Here is a 16,961-nt window from a genome sequence, read left to right as displayed (position 1 = left end):
TGAAAAGCCGAAGGCAATCCCGCGCGCCTCGTCAGAGCAGATGTGCGGCCACATCAATCGGACTAAAAAAACGCACTCTCACGAATAGGACGGGCTAGTTGCAGACCTCAACGTTGCCGGTACCGCCGCCGGGACCTCCGCCGCCACGGTAATCGAGATGACATCCGCGACGGACCGGGCGGCATAGATATGCATCACACATGATCTGACCGCTGCCACCCGCGGGCCTTGCAGTCGCCTGTCGTCGTCGGGGAATATCGGCTTGCGGCTCGGAGATATCGCGTAGCGAACGATTCGCGCGCGACGGGCGCTCGTCCATGTTACGCTTCGCCACCGGCTTTTTCCCGCGGCGCTTTTCGCATTGGTTGTCGTCGTTCAGGAACGAGCCCTCGGCGCAGGTGATCTTGCGGCACTGATCGCCGTCCGCCCTGTAGCCTTGCTCGCAGATCAGCGGGCAAACGCGGGCCGGTTTCAGCTTGATCGCATCGAGCACATCGAGGCTTGCGAGCTTGACGTCAAATTTGGTCCCGGCGTGCCGGTTGAACAGGGTCAGGGAACGACGCGAGGCCGCGTTCCACTCGCCGTCGACCGAGCCCGTGAAACAGCCGACCCGGCTCAATTCGCTCTGTACTGATTTGGCAAGATCCTCCTGTGGCGCCGCCGGGTTCAAGGCGGCAACCTTCGCGCCCTCGCTAGTCTGGGAGGGGGGTGGGGGTGCAAGATTGTCCGGCCTGGCGCTGTCGAGGGCGGGTCCGTTCGGGGAAAGCATGGCGACCGTTGAGGATTGGGATGCAGTCCGCTTCCGTTCGGCCTCGGTCGCTTGTTCCTGCGCTGCCTGCTTTGTTCTTTCAGCCGCGATACGGGCATCCTCCGCAGCCTTGAAATCTGCGGCGGCTTTTTCCTGCTCGGCCCGCTGGGCACCTTCGGACACAAGCCGAGCTTGCTGCTGCTCCGCTTCCTGCGCCTTCTTGGTCGCGGTAACGCGTGCGTCCTCGGCGTCGATCTGATTGAGCTGAAGCTTGGCCAGATTTGAGTAATAGCCGTCGGGATGCTGGGCGAGGAACGCACTCATGGCAGCCTTGTTGCCGACCTGCAGGGCCAATTCGTAGTCACGACGAGTCTCCGACGAGGCGTTGGCCGGCGGCGGCGTCGGCTCCTCTGCCTTTGGCACGAGCGCAACGTCGTCACCGCCCAGCGAGCCGTAAACGTATGGCTCCTGTCGATTACCGGTAGCTTGCAAGACATCGTCGCGGACGAAGCCGAACGCCCTGCGCAAATCGAGTCCAGGCTTTGCGATATACTTGACCAGTGCTGTCGCGTATGGACTGTTCGTGCTGTTGCCGTCGAGTGCGGTCAGTCCGGCCTTCGCCGCAAACGCGATCAGCGTATTGGATACGGCGGGTTCTACCCGGGCGAGCCCGCGGCTGATCGCGCGCGAAGCGACGGTTCGTTTCATCGTGTCGGCAAATGGATTGTTGCGACAGGCGTCAACGATCACGACGCGCAGTTGCCTGGCGGGCTCGATCGCCAGCAAGATACGATCGAGCGAGAAGGCCTCGTCATAGATATCGGTGTCGCGTTCAAGTCTGGCATCTGTCGGGATTAGATAATTCGTCCCGTCGATCTCGATTCCATGACCTGCATAGTAGACCACGGCAACGTCTGCATCGCGGGCTTGATCGGCGAAATCCCTCAGTGCCCGCCGCATGTCGCTCGAGGCCAGGTTGAGCCGAGACTCTACCACATCGAACCCGGCGCCCTTCAGGGTCGCGGCGATAGCGGCAGCATCATTGGCAGGATTCGGAAGCAGCGGCGCGTTTTGATAATTGGAGTTTCCGACTACCAGAGCCACTCGCTTCGTCGCCCAGGCAGGCTGAGACGCCAGGAGAACTGAAGCAGCAAGAAGAACAAAAACTCTGAGGTGTGTGTACAAGCGCATGGCGAACGTCCGAATTCGGCCCGAAACAATGGCAGCTTTACCGAAGATGGCCGCGCACAGACTCCACTGCGTCAAGCGTTACGAGCGCCGGCCTACCTCCGTACAGTAACAATCTTGAGTCCAATCCATTCCTGATGTTGTCGTTCGGGGCAGGGAGGACGTTCAAGCGCACACGGAAGAGTGTAGGGGTCATGGCGAGCATCCGAACGCCATCGGGCGGCTTGTAAGCTCTTGAGATGGTTGTCTTTTTGTCTTTTGCGCAGGGCGGCTGGGAGTGCCGGCAACCGGCAAGGCTCGCCAAGCGAAGTTCCATCCCTTGATAGTGAACTCAGAATTGAGTGCGCATCGTCCGATGCGCAAGCGATGCTCGTGCCGGATCGTGAGGTTGGGACGGGCGCGTTGTTGGTTCCTGTGGCGAAGGTTCAACCGGCTGGTCTCGACTGTTTGTCGCAGCCGCGAGCCTGTTCCATGGGACCGCGAACTGCGCTCATCTGGACGCAACGCCAATCCGCTGAAGCTGAGACCCGTGGGCCCAGAACAAGGATCGCGGCGCGACTGCTCAGGAAAATCTGAACATGCTCGCGTCGAGCTGTCCCGGTGTGATCCCGATCAGCCAAACTGCGCTGCCTGCGGCATCGGTGATGATGGTCGAGGCGATACCGGCGGCGTAGGTCTCGGCTGCCTGCACATCGGCAAACGAATGCAGCGATGTCCCCACGAAGTTCAGGATGTCATTGACGCCGCCTGCATTGAAATCCTGGATGACCATCACTTCCGACGTCGTGTCGTCGATGGTGAATGTGTCGGAGCCGCCACCGCCCCAGGCATAGTCAACGCCACCACCACCATTGATCACGTCGGCATCGGAGCCCATCAGAAACACGTCGACGCTACTGCCGCCGGTGACTGTATCGCCGCCATTGGAGCCGTAGATGTAATTCTGGCCTGAACCGCCGTAAATGACGTTGCCGTCGGTCTCACCCGAGGAGATGAAGATGTTGAGACCTGCGCCGCCATACATTGTATCGATGCCTGCGCCGCCATAGAAGTAATTGGTGCCCATGTCGCCGTAGAGCACATCGTTTCCGGTTTCGCCGTACATGACATTCACGTCCGATGCCGACGCTCCACCAGTGCCGTCGAGCAAATCATCGCCAGCGCCACCGAACAGGTAATTGAAGCCGGCGCCGCCATAGAGGGCATCGTTGCCGTCTTCGCCGAGCAACACATCGAGGCCGTCGCCGCCATAGACGGTGTCGTCGCCAGCGCGGGCATAGGCGTAGTCGTTGCCGCCGTTGAGATAGAAAATGTTCGGGTCGGTCGTACCGACAAATACGTCGTTGTAGGCGCCGCCGACCAACCCCTCGATCGAATTGAGCTGATCCGTGCCAAGCCCGGGCGCGGTGACGACCGGGCTGGTGAGATAAATGAGAAGATTGCCAGTTGCGCCCGACCGCGAGATCAAGTCCGCCATCGCCGTTGAGGGTGTCGTTTCCTGCGCCGCCGCTCAGCGTATCGCCTTCCGAGCTGCCGTTCAGCGTATCGTCCCCGTCCAGCCCTTCGAGCCAGCCGCCGTAGGATGGCGCGGTCAGCGTCTCGGCCAGCGATGTTCCAAGCGTCACCAGGGACAACGTCTGGTCCGAAAACTGCAGAGTATTCACGCCAATCAGAGCGGCGCTGCCAAGTGGCGATCCCGGGCGCGTGTCGGTGAGAATGAAGGAGTTGCCGCTGCCGCGCGATATCTGGAAGGCGCTGAGCGGTGCAGCGAATAAGGCCGTGTTCTGGGCGAGCGGGTCGCCGAATGCGGTATCGTTGCCGCCGCTCAGGATGAAGATGTTGGTGCCCGAGCCGCCGTAAAGCAGATCGTTGCCTGCGCCGCCGTCGAGCGTGTCGTCGCCGTTGCCGCCGTAAAGCGAGTCGGCGTCGGTGGTTGCCGTGAATGCAAAACCCAACGTGGCATAGATGAGGTCATTGCCATCATCGCCATAGAGCTGGTCGGCCCCGCTGCCGCCGTCGATCGTATCGTTTCCGGCATCACCGTGGATGACATCCGCGTCGCCGCCGTCGCCGCCATACAGGTTCCAGCCGGGTGTGTCGCCCCATAGCTGATCGTTGCCGAGGCCACCGTAGATGACGTCCTTGCCGGCATCGCCGGTGATGTAATCCGCACCTGCTTCGCCGAGCAGGATGTCGTTTCCGGCACCTCCCGACTCCGAGTCGTTGCCATTGCCGCCGTAGACAATGTCGTTGCCGGAATTGCCGCCCAGCGAGTCGCTGCCGTCCTCGCCGTAGACGACGTCGTCCCCGGGACCGCCGCTCAGATAATCGCGCGCGACGCCTCCGATGGCGGTGTCGTTGCCGGACTCGCCCGAGAGAAAGAAGCTGTTGGGGTTGTTCGCGATCACCGTATCGTTGCCGGCCAGGATTGCGTGCCACAACCCTGAAATATCGAGGCTCGACGTGATGGTGTAGCTGACCCCGGTGATCGATTCCCAAAGCGACGCCCCGTCGCTGGACGTCCACGTAATCCCGGTGACGACACCGCCTGTCAGACTGCTTCCGCTATAGGTCAGCCCGGTCCCGATGATGTTGATCAGACCGTAGGTGGAGCTGGGCAGTCCACTCGGATAGACGGGATCAAAGCCGAACTGCAAACCCCAGGGTTCCGCGACAAAATCAGTTTGCGGTTCGACGATCTGCCAAATCGGATCGCCGTTGGGAAACGACGCAAACATGAACGGTTCGGGATGAGGATTGATCGTATAAACGGCCATGCTCAACTCCGGCAATATGGGCCAACGAGGGCGCTCGTTAAAACCTTAGGTTACGCATTGCGGGGCGGTTGGAAAGACCCAATTGGGTGATGCACCGGGCCCCGATGCAGTTCCGGCACACGGGGTCGGGCGAGGGCTGCCGCGCCGAAGCCCAAAGGGCGAAGGCGGGCGGCGTCCGACGTCCCGCCCGCTCACGCCATCAGCGCAAACAGCTCGACCAGCGTCTCGCGCAACCAGCGTTGCGCGGGGACGGTGTCGTTGCGCTGGTGCCAGAACAGGCTGACAACGCGCGGCGGGGCCGGCAGCGGCACCGGCATCGCGTGCAGATCGGGTGCTTGGCGGGACTGCGCGCTGAGATCGCGCGGCAGCACGGCGATCAAATCGGACTGCCGCAGGATTTCGTAGGCGGCGTTGTAGTGATTGACGGTGGCGACCAGATTGCGCGACAGCCCGCGCGAGGCGAGGAACTGGTCGTAGGTCGGCAGCGTCCTGCCGGCGAGGCTGACATCGACATGCTTGGCGGCGAGGAAGCTGCGCGTGCTGAGCCGCTTCTGCCTGGCGAGCGGATGATCCCGCCGCATCATGCAGGCATACTCGACGGTCCACAGCGAGCGTGAGCGGATCACGGCCGGCGGATGCTGCGCCTCGTTGACATAGACGCTCAGCACGCAATCGACCCGGTTGTCCTCGAGCCGGTCGCCGATCTCCAGGATGGTGTTGGGCATGGTGTGGATGCGCGCGGACGGCGCCACATCATTAAAGCGGTTCAGCAGCCGCGGCATCACCAGCGAGGCGACGTAATCCGACATCGACAGGCTGAATTCGGCCTGGGTGCGCCGCGGATCGAAGGCATCCTCGTCGAGCGCGTGGCGGACGTTTTCCAAGGCGTCGCCGATCGGCTCCCACAGCGCCACGGCGCGCTGCGTCGGGCGGATCCCGCTTGCGGTGCGGACGAACAGGGGGGCGCCGAGCGCGTCACGCAACCGGGCGAGCGCGTTGCTGACCGCGGGCTGGGTCATGGTCAGCGCGCTCGCGGCGCGCGTGACGCTGCCCTCGGTCATCAGCGCCTCGAAGACTTTCAGAAGGTTGAGGTCGAGCGTGCGGAAGGCCATCGGCAATATTCACGTTGGTGATGTACTAGGGCCTGTTTGGATTCATCTTGAATTTATCACAGCGGCGGTGAGATTGATCATGGCTTCGAAGCTGATATCTGTTTTGTCGGCTCGCATGGCGATCCGCTTGAATTCCTTGAGCTTGCAGAAGAAATTTTCGATCAGATGTCGCCATTTGTAGATTTCCGCGTCGATGGCGAGAGGTTTTGCGCGCCGCGGGTGCTGGGAGATGACGACCTTGGCGCCGCGTGCGTCGAGGTCGGCAATGATGGCGTTGCTGTCGAACGCCTTGTCGGCGATCATCGCATCGAAGGTCAGCCCTTCGATCAACGGCGGGACGCCGACCGTGTCGAAGCGCTGTCCTGGCAGCAGCACGAAACGCAGGAGATTGCCGAGCGCGTCGGTCAGTGCCAGGATTTTGGTGGTCATTCCGCCTTTCGAGCGGCCGATCGCCTGGTTTTGCGTCCCCCTTTTGCGCCCTGTCCGTGGCGGTGGACTTTGACGATGGTGGCATCAACCATGACGTACTCCATGTCCGGCTCGTCCGAGACCGCATCAAACATGCGCTTCCAGACGCCCGCCTTGGCCCAGTCGCGGAAGCGCGTGTACACGGTTATCCAGTTGCCGAAGGCGCGCGGCAGATCGCGCCACGGACTGCCCGTGCGCGCAATCCACAGCACGGCTTCGACAAACAGCCGGTTGTTATTGCCGCTCCGGCCGGGATCACCCGGCTTGCCAAGACAAAGCGGCTCCATCTTCGCCCATTGGGCATCAGTCAAAACGAATCGGTCCATCCCAAGCTTGAATCACAACCAAGCCAGGATGAGAATCCGGAATCCAAACAGGCCCTAGATAATAATTATAAATTATTGCCATAATGTCGATTTGTCTATCATTCCCCGATTGACCCCGCGGCGCGTGCCGAACCGTGGGGCGCCGAGGGGGATGTTTCATGTCGATGATATCGGCGCGCATCGAGCGCCTGCCGTTCGCGCGTTTCCATATTCACCTGCTGCTGATGGGCGGCCTGGGCTATCTGTTCGACGCGATGGATGCTGCGGTTCTGGCGTTCATCCTGCCGGTGCTGCGCACGGCGTGGGGGCTCACCAATGTCGAGACCGGCGTGCTCGGCAGCAGCACCTTTGTCGGCTATCTGTTCGGCGCGCTGTTCGCGGGGATGCTGGGCGACCTGATCGGCCGCCGCGCGGTGATGATGTCGGCGCTCGCGCTCTACAGCGCGGCCTCGCTGGCGAGCGCGGCGGTGGACAGCTGGCCGTCGTTCTTCGCTGCACGCGTTGTCGCCGGTATGGGCACCGGCGCGGAGAGCGCGATCATCGCGCCATACCTCGCAGAGTTCGTGGCGCGGCGTTACCGCGGCAGCTTCACCGGCGCGCTCGCCGGCTTCTTCTCCTTCGGCTTCGTCGCTGCGGCGCTGCTCGGCTATTTCATCGTGCCCGCCTACGAGAACGGCTGGCGCATCGTGCTGGTCATCACCGCCGTGCCGGTCGTGATGCTGTTGTGGTGGCGCCGCTCGCTGCCGGAATCGCCGCGCTGGCTGGAAAGCCGGGGCAGGGTGCAGGAAGCCGAGGCGGTGCTCGACAAGATCGAGGCCAGCTTCGCGCGCGAGGGCCGCGTGCTGCCGCCTGCGGTCGCAGAGCCCGCTGCGCCGGCCGCATCGTCGGGGACACTGCTGAGCAATTTTGCCGCGCTCTTGGCCGGCCGCCAGGCGCGGATCACCACCATGACCTGGATCATGTGGCTGTCGATCACCTTCAGCTACTATTCCTTCTTCGTCTGGATTCCCGGCCTCCTGGTCCAGAACGGCATGAGCATCACCAAGAGTTTTGGCTACTCGCTCGCGATGTATTGCGCGCAAGTGCCCGGCTATTTCACCGCGGCTTGGTTCAACGAGCGGATCGGAAGGCAGGCCACGATCGCCTCCTACATGCTGCTCGGCGGCGCCGGCGCGCTCGGGCTCGCTTTTGCCAAAAGCGACGGACAGATCATGCTGGCCGGCCTGCTGCTGTCGTTCTTCATGAACGGCACCTATGCAGGTGTCTATGCCTACACGGCCGAGGTGTTTCCGACCGCGATCCGCACCACCGGCGCCGGGCTCGCATCTGCGATCGGCCGCATCGGTGCGATCATCGCGCCGATCCTGGTCGGCTATCTCTATCCCAATTTCGGCTTTGCCGGCGTGTTCGGCGTCACCACGTCCGTGCTGTTGATCGGTGCCGTCACCGTCGTGCTGATGGGCGTGCCGACGCGCGGTCGATCGCTCGAAGACATCGCAACCGAAGCTGCGTGAAGCATGATCCGGAAAAGTGCGCAGCGGTTTTCCGAAAAAGATCATGCTCAAAGTGACGCAGGCCGCGTCCTGACAAGGAGACCATCATGTCCACCATCCTCTTCAAGAATGCCGCGCTGCTCGATCCGCTGCGGCCAGATCTCCTCGAAGGCCATCACGTGCTGGTCGAGGATCGCCTGATCAAGGAGGTGTCCGACCGGCCGATCGAGGCCGCCGCGGACCGGGTCATCGACCTCAGGGGCAAGACCCTGATGCCCGGCCTGATCGACCTTCACGTGCATGCGGTCGCCGTCGAGCTCGACCTGTCACAGCAGGCGCGGATGGCGAATGTGCTGGTGACGCTGCGCTCAACCATGCTGCTGCGCGGCATGCTGAAGCGCGGCTTCACCACCGTCCGCGATGCCGGCGGCGCCGGCTACGCGCTGAAGCAGGCGATCGACACCGGGCTGACCGATGGTCCGAGGCTGTTCGTCTCAGGCCGCGCGCTGAGCCAGACCGGCGGACACGGCGACGGACGCGCCCGCTCGGACTATCTGAACGACCCGACCTGCTCCTGCTGCGTGCGGGTCGGCGCGATCGCACGCGTCGTCGACGGCGTCGATGCGGTGCGCAAGGCGGTGCGCGAGGAGCTCCAGATGGGCGCCGACCAGATCAAGATCATGGCGTCCGGCGGCGTCGCGTCGCCGACCGATCCGATCGGTGCCTTCGGCTATTGCGAGGACGAGATCCGCGCCATCGTCGCGGAGGCGCGGGCGCGTCACACCTATGTGCTGGCCCATGCCTACACCGCCGAGGCGATCGAGCGTGCGTGCGTTGCGGCGTGCGGACCATCGAGCACGGCAATCTGGTCGATCTGCCGACCGCGCGGCTGATGGCCGAGCAGGGCGCCTATGCGGTGCCGACGCTCGTCACCTATGAGGCGCTGGCCACCGAGGGCGCGAAATACGGCCTGCCGGCGGCGAGCGTCGCCAAGGTCGCCGACGTGCGCGATGCCGGGCTGCGCTCGCTCGCGATCTACCGCGAGGCCGGCGTCAGGATGGGATACGGGTCCGATCTGCTCGGACCTTCGCAGCGGCTGCAGAGCGACGAGTTCCGGATCCGCGCCGAGGTGCTTGGCCCGCAAGCGGTGATCGAAAGCGCGACAATTGTCGGCGCCGAAGTGCTCGGCATGGCGGGCAAGCTCGGCCGCATCGTGCCGGAGGCGTTCGCCGATCTCCTGGTGGTGGAAGGCAATCCGCTGCGCGATGTGGCGTGCCTGCTCGGCCAGGGCGAGCACATCCCGCTGGTGATGAAGGCCGGCAAGGCCGAGGTCGATCGGCTGGGCGGGTAGGGCCTCCTTGTCACCTCGCACCGCGTGCGGCATGGCGATCGCATATTGCGCTTGCGGGCTTCTGCAACTGAGGTGTCCACGTTGTCATGGCCTTGCTATTGGACGAGGCTGATAGCCGGATGCGATAGCTTGCCGTCGCAGGGAGGTAATGCCAAAATATCGAAAACAACCCCATGCAAAGTAGCCGGCGGCTGCCGGCGGACACGGTAGCTTGACTCGTCGGGCAACTCAGCGGTATTATTCGATTATACAGAAATCGTGGGTGCAGCCAGTTCAGTCTGACTTCAGTGTGCTTTAGTCTTCCGTCCTCACCACACCACCCGAAACCCGGCACTGCCCTTGTAGCTGTGGTTGTCGCCGGCATCCTGCAGGCTGGCGCGATAGGTCGCTTCGCCGAATACGGTGTAGCGGCCGTTGGCCCAGCTGTAGCTGCCGCCGCCGCCGATGCTGGCCCAGAGACGGTCATTGGCGCTGGCAAAGCCGGTGCCGGCGACATCGACATTGCTGCCGTCGAGGAATTCGTAGTGCAGATTGCCGATCGCGTAGAGGTCGGAGCGGACGATGCTCGTCCCGTCATACCAGATCTTCTGGTGATTGAGCGTGAGACCAATGCGGCCGAGCAGGCTGTCGGCATTGGTGAGCGAGACCAGCGCGCCGAAGCGGTCGGTGAAGCCATCGAAGTCGACCTTCGAATAGGCGAGCTGCGCCTGCGGCGTCAGCGAAAAGCCGTTGCCGACATTGAACCGCTTGCCGCCTTCGACGCTGAAGGCATAACCGAGGCCTTCATTGCCGTGAGCCATGTTACCGACGAGATCGGAAGTGAGATCGCCGCGGTAGAACATGGTCTGCATCTGGCCGTCGACGTAGACGCCGTTGTCGCCATACCAGGTGGCGGTGGCGCCGACGCCGGTGCCCTCGGCGCGGATGCGGCCGTTGCCGAACAGCGAATTCACATAGGCCGTGGTCAGGCCGTATTGCAGCGTGAGGCCGACGATCAGGCGCCCATAGCTGTTCTCGAGCGCGAGGCCGTCGAGCCCGGCCTGCGCCTTGAACTGATCGCTGTTCGTGGTCGAGCCCGTGGTGTTCGACGGCCGCAGGCTGGATTGACCGCCCTCGACGCGGCCCCAGAATGCCGACTGCGTCCATGAACTGTCCGCCTGCGCTGCCGGCGTGACGCCCATTCGCGCCATCGTCTCTCCGGCGCCGCCGCCCCAATAGCGGTTGCCGACGCGTTCCTGCAACGACGGCAGCTCGTTCATGCCGAGCAGCACCCCGGCATAGTTCTCGTAGAGCGGCACGCCGGGCTGGTAGAGCGGACCTGTAATCACGGGCGGTGTTGTCGGATCGCTGGGATTGGCGAGGCTGGAGCGCAGATACCAGTCGCCGTCGGATGGCATCGAGATGCCGTTCTTCTGCAGCGTATAGGCATAGGCGCCGGCGACGATCGCCTGCTCGCCCTTCAGCACATAGTCGCCGGCGAGCGCGAATGTGCCGTTCGAGGCGCCGGCGACGTCGATCAGCCTGATGCCGTCAACCGTCTGCACGCCGCCGCCGCCGAAATTGGCAATCTTCACGGTCGAGGTGCCCGAAGTGTTTCCCAGCACGAAGAGGCGGTCGGTGGCTGAGCTATCGCCGCCGAGTACGGTGTTGAACAGCAGCGTTCCGCCATTGCCGGCGTAATTGCCGGCGACCGTCAGCGTGGTCCCGGGCGTCATGCCGAACCGCAACGTGCCGGCATTGCTGAATCCGCCCACGACCTGGCTGAAGCCGTTGAGGTCGATCGTGGTGCCTGCGCCGGCCGTGACGGCAGATACCGAGCTGAAGGCATCGGCCGCACCGGCGCGCAGCGTACCGCCGCTGACCGTGGTGGCACCGCTGTAGCTGTTGATGCCGGACAGGATTTGCGTGCCGCCGGTGAGTGCAAGCCCGCCGGTGCCCTTGATCGCACCGTCAAACGTGTCGCTGGCATTGGTGAGTGTCAGCGTCTTGGCGCCGAGCGCGACATTGCCGCTGCCGGCCAGACTCTGGATGCTCGTGCCGGCGCCGGTGAGTCCGGAGATATCGAAGACCGAATTCGCCACCACATGGCTCGAATTGCTGATCGCGCCGGCGCCCGCAAGCGCCAGCGTGCCCCCAGAGATCGTGGTCAGGCCGCTATAGGTGTTGGCGCCGGACACCGTCTCGGTGCCGCCGGCGAGCGTCAGACCGCCGCTGCCGCCGATCACGCCGGAGAACGTGTCGTTTGCGTTGGTAACGGTCAGCGTCTTGGCGCCGAGATCGACGCCGCCGGTGCCCGACAGCCGCTGGATGCTGGTGCCGGCGCCGGAAAGGCCGGCGATGCTGAACGTGCCGTTCGCGATCACCTGGCTGGAGGCGGCAATATCGCCACCGCCGGTCAGTGCCAGCGTACCTGATGTGATCGTGGTCGCGCCGCTATAGGCCTGCACGCCGGACAGCGCCTGCGTGCCGCCGGTGAGCTGCAATCCGCCGGTGCCGCTGATGGAGCCTGCGAACGTATCGTTCGCATTGGTGATGATCAGGTCCTTGGTGCCCAGCGTGACGCTGCCGGCGCTGCTGCCGGCCAGGCTCTGGATGCGCGCGTTGGGGTCAGGCATGAGTGAAAGATCGAAGATTGCGTTATCGACCACCCGGCTCGAACTGGCGACGGCATTGCCGGAGCCGGCGATGTTAGACAGCTGGAGCGTGCCTTGCTGGATCACGGTTTCGCCGGTGTAGCTGTTGCCGACGCCAGCGAACCTGAAGATCCCGGCGCCGGTCTTGGTCAATCCGCCGACGCCGCTGAAGCCGTTCGCTTGGAGGACGGTGAACCCGTTGCTATCGACGGTCAGTCCGCCCGCGGCGATGTTGTTCTGGGCGGCCGTTCCGCTCGAGATGCGGGGGTATTGATGGCCGCGCGGAAAGTGGCATTGTCAAAATTGATCTGGCCCCTTGCGTTGCCAACGGTAATGCCGAAGCCGCGATTCACGAGCGTGGCGTTGCTGATTTTGAGGGTGCCGGTGCCGTTGACCGGAGTGGTGACGATGATCCGGCTTGTTACGGTGACGGTCGCGCCATCAGTGATATTGAGGATGCCCGTGCCGGCAGTGCCGGTGGTGATCGTGGAAGCATTCCACCGTGACCCGGCCCCGGTCACAGTTACAGTGGCGGTACCGCCTACGACGTCGGAGATCGAGACGGTGCCGGTGCTTGTCAGCGTGCTGCCGTTCTGAATTGTGAGACTGCCCGGTGCCCCGACTGCGTCACGAACATTGATGGTACCGGTCGTGCCGGTCGCCGGTCCGGTCACGCCGAGGACGACGGTTGAACCGGCCACGATGCTAACCGCACCGCCGGCCGGAACTGTTCCGCCGTTCCAGTTCGAGCCGACCGTCCAGTCGTTGCTGGTGGCGCCGGTCCAGGTCTGTGCGGCGGCCAAGCCCGGCATTAGCGCCACCGAGGCGCTCATCAGCAGCAGGCGCTGGGATTGCGCGCGTCTGTAGGATGGTGATGCAGTCCGGCGCGCACTCACGTGTGGATTGTCATCCGCTGGTCGCGAGATCGTCGCAGCCCCGATGCATTCGCGCATGGTGCTTTGGCCCCTTGTTCTTGCCACCGCCTGGCAGGTTGCATTCGCGCAAACATTCGCCGGCGGCGGATATGTGTTACGCTATGTGACTCACTGTGAGCTGACAAATGGAGGTTGTATCGTTCGCATCGAAACCAAGCCTGGTGTGCTCGCGATGCAACGTCCGCGCGCTGCAATTAATCGATCGCTAACCAGTTGAGTCGCGTTGGCACGGTACCGTGCGCAGTCAGATGTGAGAGGCCGCCGGGGAGGGCGCATCCATCGCATTTGCCGGACATGAGGTAGCACCGTTCGCAGGACCGATAGCAGATCGACGGCACGGAGGGGGCTTGGGCAGGCCCGCATGCGGTGCCTCGACCGCCAGACGCGCACGATCACATTACCGCTGGCGACGTTGACGTTGCCGGGCGGACACACGACATACCGATTGCCGAATCCAACCCGCCGCTCTGGAGCAAGAAATGAACGCGCCCAACATCGATTCCGTCGCTCCGCAGTCTGACGGCGAGATTGTGCGCTGGCTGACCAACGAGACGCGCGACGAGCGCTTCATCGACAACATCTTCGCCGAGCTCTGCCTCCGGCTGCAGCGCGCGGGCATTCCCCTCAAGCGGGCGACGATGAATCTCCTGATCCAGCACCCGCAATGGCTTGGCGCCCGGATCATCTGGGCCGACGGCCAGCGCGAGGCCGAGATCACGCGGGTCGACTACGAGGTCAGGGAGCGCTCGGAATATATCGGCAGTCCGGTTTACGAAATCCATGAGGGGGCGACCGAAGTGCGCGAACGGCTCGAACGGGCGCCCGGCCGCAAGCACGCGCTCTATGACGAGATGCGCGGGCAGGGATTGACGGATTATGTGGCGTGGCCGCTGCTCCATACGCTTGGCAAGCGGCATGTCGTGACGTTTGCGACCGACCGGCCCGGAGGTTTCGACGATGCGCAAATCGCCAGCCTCTCGAAGCTGCTGCCGGTGCTGGCGCTGGTCAGCGAAATCCGGATGAAGAACCGGCTGGCGCGGACGCTGCTCGAGACCTATGTCGGGTCGCATGCCGGCGAGCTGATCCTGGCGGGGGCGACGCGGCGGGGCAGCGGGACGACGGTGCGCGCCGCGATCATGATCTGCGATCTCAGGGACTTCACCCGGATCTCGGACAGCTGGCCGCGCGACGACGTGATCGATCTCCTGAACGATTATTTCGACGCGATGTCGGAGCCGATTGCGCGGCATGGCGGGGAAATCCTGAAATTCATCGGCGACGGCCTACTCGCTATCTTCCCGCTCAGCGACCCAAAAGCCTGCGCCAATCTGCTGCACGCCGTGTCCGAGGCGCGGCAGGCGATGGCGGCGCTCAGCGAAAAGAACAGCATGATGGGCCGGGCGCCGATGAATTACGGCATCGGCGTCCATGTCGGCGACGTCATGTACGGCAACATCGGATCGCGTACCCGGCTCGACTTCACCGTGATCGGCCCTGCGGTGAACATGGCGTCGCGCCTCGAAGCCCTCACCAAGCAACTGGGAAAAAACGTGCTGCTGTCGCGTGCGTTCGCCGACCTCGTGGAACGCGATTTCCGGCTCGAACGCGTCGGCGAACACGCGGTGCGCGGCTTCAGCGAGCCGATCGAGCTGTTTGCATTTCAAGGGTGAGTGCCGGGACGTTCGGAGAGAGGCCAATCCCGAACGTGGACGTCAGCTCCCTTCCACCGCTTATCGTCGGCGCCGCTGCTTTCTCGGAAACAGCCGATCGCGGATGTAGCGCGAGGTCGGCGTCAGGCGGAGGCCCCGCGGCTTCTGCCAGGCGGCGCGGTCGATCTCCTTCTTGTCGCCGATCGCCAGCCTGCCCTTGGCAAACTTGGCGATGAAGATCGCGTCGCTCATCCGGCGGCCGGAACGCTTGTTCTTGGCCGTGACTTCCTTCCACAGGCTGAGCCGGCCGAGTTTGAGCTTCGGCAGTTCTTCCTTGATCTCGCGCCGTAGACAATCCTTGCCGGTCTCGCGCGGTCGCCGCCGCCCGCCGGGGAACATCCACAGGCCGTCGGATCGGCGTCGTACCAGAAGAACCTTGCCGCGCTTCGCGGCGACCAGCTTGGAGGACTTGGGCATGTACTGCGCAATGATCGAAACAGAATCGCCGTCATTTTAATTTGTCTATTTGAGTAGACAAGTTCGATGGCGCATTGTTCCACTGCCATTGTTGGCTGTTCGCCGACGATGCGGGGCGTGACGATTGAGGAACTTGCGACGGTGCGCGTCCTCTGTCGATCAGGTATTGCCCCCAACAGCCCCACGTTGAAGTCGTGAAAACTGTCACCCTCAGGGTTCCGACAGAAGGAACTCGCCGGATTGAGTTCGGCAATCGTGTCGCATGATAAGCGGGTGCACCGCTTGACTTGATGTTCTTGTTTTGTTCTAATCGCCCTCCACCGTGAACAGGAGGCCGCCATGGACAACCGTATCAGTGAAATTCGCAGGCAGATCAGGGCGCTGCGCGTCAGCATGCTCGAGGCCGAGGCCATCATGCGCGAGCAACTCAACCGGGACGAGGACTGCGCCTTCGTGGCCGGGGACCTTCTGAAGATGCGTCTCGTCATGAGCCGTCTGGTCGAGGAGCGCGGCGTCCTCGGCGACCGCGAACCGATCATCGTGCATGCGAGCGTGGCTCCGCGGCGCCGCACGACGGCACCCGTCTCCATTCGCCCGGGGAGGCCAGCGCTGGTCGCCAGCGAAGCGCGTGCGTGATGACGCGCTCAGGATGCTGCGGCTGCGCGCCGAGTTGCGCGAGCTCGACGCATCCGTGAACCGGCTCAGGCGGGCCGGGCGCGACAGCGCGTCGGCGCAGCTTCTGCTGTCGCGCAAGCGCGCCGAGCTGGAAGACGTGATCTGCCGGAGGAAAGATGAGAGAGCCGCTTCGGTATTTCCACGACAGCGATGATCACGCGCCCTGGATCAAGGCGCTGGCCGAGGTCCGGCACCGGGCAACGCGGGAAGGCTGGTGCTTTCACCACGTGCAGGCGATCATCGTGGCGATCGATCAGTATGCGGAGGCCGCGCTCGGCAACCGCGAATTCTTCCTCAACCGGCCACAAACCGTCGGCCCGCGCAGGCGAGGCGACGTGCCGTAGCACGCCGCCTGGGCCGTTGATGTCATCCGATGACCTGCTCGCGAGCATTGCATGGGCGGGCGGGTTGAACGGCCCCGGCGAGATGTCGTGATCGCCGGAGCCGTCCCCGTCCTTGGTGTTTTCTCCCAGAGCGTGAACTATAATCGGGAATAAGTGGCAATTGGAATGCCCGCTGCATTACGGGTGTGGATTGCGCTCGCCGCGAAATACCGACGCCTTGCGCGCCGGGGCCGTCGTTCGTCGCAGGGCTTGGCAGGCTCGCTCGCCGATTGCCGTTCTCGTTTCGGAGACGGACCCCGGCTTTGCAAATCGACGTTGTGAGGGATGAGAAGAATGGGGCCGCGTTTCCGCGGGCCCTCTTTTGCCCAATCGATTCGAAATAAAACAGGCACCGGACGTCATTACCCACGGCCTTGAAACACCGTGAAATTACGGGTGTGGACGCATCAATGATGGAGACGGCTCGTCCGGCCTGCCGCCTGCGAGCCGTTTCCGGATCACCGACAGCCGGCAGTTCACGGCGGCCTCCGTGCGTCCAAGTTCCTGGGCGATCTCCCGCTGCGTCAGCAGCGTCTCTCTGAGCAACTGCAACAGCCGGTGCTCGTCCTCCGTGGTCCACTGTGCCGGCTTGATCTGCATACCCGTATTCCCGGAAAGATCGATGAAGCATGTTACGCGATCAGCCAAGACGTCCCGATCGGAGGAAGCCGATTCTGATCGCGAATATCAGTTGCAGCCGGGAAAAACCGGCAATTGGAAATCCGGGACAATACGGGGCCTCCTGA

The 16,961-nt window shown here is 63.5% G+C and carries 12 protein-coding genes and 4 pseudogenes; 6 read left to right on the top strand and 10 right to left on the bottom strand.

What is annotated here, in order from left to right; all coding sequences use genetic code 11:
- Positions 1-94 precede the first annotated feature (94 nt).
- The 6 genes and pseudogenes from HAP54_RS43475 to HAP54_RS43455 all read right to left on the bottom strand — a co-directional run bounded on the left by HAP54_RS43475 (position 95) and on the right by HAP54_RS43455 (position 6,580).
- Positions 95-1,852 (bottom strand): caspase family protein, encoded by a 1,758-nt coding sequence (locus tag HAP54_RS43475; RefSeq protein WP_166297532.1) that lies wholly within the window; start codon positions 1,850-1,852, stop codon positions 95-97.
- A gap of 646 nt (positions 1,853-2,498) precedes the next feature.
- Entirely contained in the window at positions 2,499-3,167 is a 669-nt protein-coding gene (locus tag HAP54_RS43470) for a calcium-binding protein (RefSeq protein ID WP_339156810.1), read from the bottom strand.
- A 15-nt stretch (positions 3,168-3,182) separates the two neighbouring features.
- Positions 3,183-3,413, bottom strand: a pseudogene (locus tag HAP54_RS52675) (hypothetical protein); the annotation flags it as partial.
- Positions 3,412-4,674 (bottom strand): annotated as a pseudogene (locus HAP54_RS43465) (calcium-binding protein); the annotation flags it as partial. The pseudogenes HAP54_RS43465 and HAP54_RS52675, both read right to left, overlap by 2 nt.
- Positions 4,675-4,904: 230 nt before the next feature.
- Positions 4,905-5,825: a LysR family transcriptional regulator gene (locus HAP54_RS43460; protein WP_414646167.1), complete on the bottom strand. Its 921-nt coding sequence runs from the start codon at positions 5,823-5,825 to the stop codon at positions 4,905-4,907.
- Positions 5,826-5,867: 42 nt separating this feature from the next.
- Positions 5,868-6,580 (bottom strand): annotated as a pseudogene (locus HAP54_RS43455) (IS5 family transposase).
- A gap of 197 nt (positions 6,581-6,777) precedes the next feature.
- Between HAP54_RS43455 and HAP54_RS43450 the strand changes: the two are divergent.
- Positions 6,778-8,133, top strand: a complete 1,356-nt coding sequence (locus tag HAP54_RS43450) for an MFS transporter (RefSeq protein WP_166297526.1) — start codon at positions 6,778-6,780, stop codon at positions 8,131-8,133.
- A gap of 251 nt (positions 8,134-8,384) precedes the next feature.
- Positions 8,385-9,463 (top strand): annotated as a pseudogene (locus HAP54_RS43445) (metal-dependent hydrolase family protein).
- Positions 9,464-9,771: 308 nt separating this feature from the next.
- Here HAP54_RS43445 and HAP54_RS43440 read toward each other — a convergent pair.
- Both HAP54_RS43440 and HAP54_RS43435 read right to left on the bottom strand, forming a co-directional pair.
- Entirely contained in the window at positions 9,772-12,249 is a 2,478-nt protein-coding gene (locus HAP54_RS43440) for an autotransporter outer membrane beta-barrel domain-containing protein (protein ID WP_166297524.1), read from the bottom strand.
- 59 nt (positions 12,250-12,308) lie between these two features.
- The gene (locus tag HAP54_RS43435; protein WP_166297522.1) at positions 12,309-13,049 is read right to left on the bottom strand and encodes a hypothetical protein; all 741 of its coding nucleotides are present in this window, start codon (positions 13,047-13,049) and stop codon (positions 12,309-12,311) included.
- A gap of 461 nt (positions 13,050-13,510) precedes the next feature.
- On the opposite strand from HAP54_RS43435, the gene HAP54_RS43430 reads away from it, so the two are divergent.
- Positions 13,511-14,701, top strand: coding sequence for an adenylate/guanylate cyclase domain-containing protein (locus HAP54_RS43430; RefSeq protein ID WP_166297520.1), 1,191 nt, complete (start codon positions 13,511-13,513; stop codon positions 14,699-14,701).
- 60 nt (positions 14,702-14,761) lie between these two features.
- On the opposite strand, the gene HAP54_RS43425 is transcribed toward HAP54_RS43430, so the two are convergent.
- Entirely contained in the window at positions 14,762-15,157 is a 396-nt protein-coding gene (locus HAP54_RS43425) for an NUDIX hydrolase (RefSeq protein WP_166297518.1), read from the bottom strand.
- A 339-nt stretch (positions 15,158-15,496) separates the two neighbouring features.
- On the opposite strand from HAP54_RS43425, the gene HAP54_RS43420 reads away from it, so the two are divergent.
- From HAP54_RS43420 to HAP54_RS43410, 3 genes are read left to right on the top strand one after another with little or no spacing between them, the layout of a single operon-like run.
- Positions 15,497-15,793, top strand: a complete 297-nt coding sequence (locus HAP54_RS43420) for a hypothetical protein (protein ID WP_029080224.1) — start codon at positions 15,497-15,499, stop codon at positions 15,791-15,793.
- On the top strand, positions 15,786-15,986 hold the full coding sequence (locus HAP54_RS43415; RefSeq protein WP_224741535.1) for a hypothetical protein: 201 nt from the start codon (positions 15,786-15,788) through the stop codon (positions 15,984-15,986). The genes HAP54_RS43420 and HAP54_RS43415 overlap by 8 nt, the downstream gene beginning before the upstream one ends.
- The gene (locus HAP54_RS43410; protein WP_029080225.1) at positions 15,949-16,176 is read left to right on the top strand and encodes a hypothetical protein; all 228 of its coding nucleotides are present in this window, start codon (positions 15,949-15,951) and stop codon (positions 16,174-16,176) included. The genes HAP54_RS43415 and HAP54_RS43410 overlap by 38 nt, the downstream gene beginning before the upstream one ends.
- Positions 16,177-16,605: 429 nt before the next feature.
- On the opposite strand, the gene HAP54_RS43405 is transcribed toward HAP54_RS43410, so the two are convergent.
- Positions 16,606-16,815 carry a hypothetical protein gene (locus HAP54_RS43405; protein WP_029080226.1) on the bottom strand — a complete coding sequence of 70 codons (210 nt, stop codon included), beginning with the start codon at positions 16,813-16,815 and terminating at the stop codon, positions 16,606-16,608.
- Positions 16,816-16,961 lie beyond the last annotated feature (146 nt).

Origin of the sequence: Bradyrhizobium sp. 2S1 (genome assembly GCF_011516625.5) — a bacterium.
In the GTDB taxonomy this organism is placed as follows: domain Bacteria; phylum Pseudomonadota; class Alphaproteobacteria; order Rhizobiales; family Xanthobacteraceae; genus Bradyrhizobium; species Bradyrhizobium septentrionale.
Note: the sequence above shows the minus strand (reverse complement) of the source record. Positions and strands in the feature narration are given on the sequence as shown.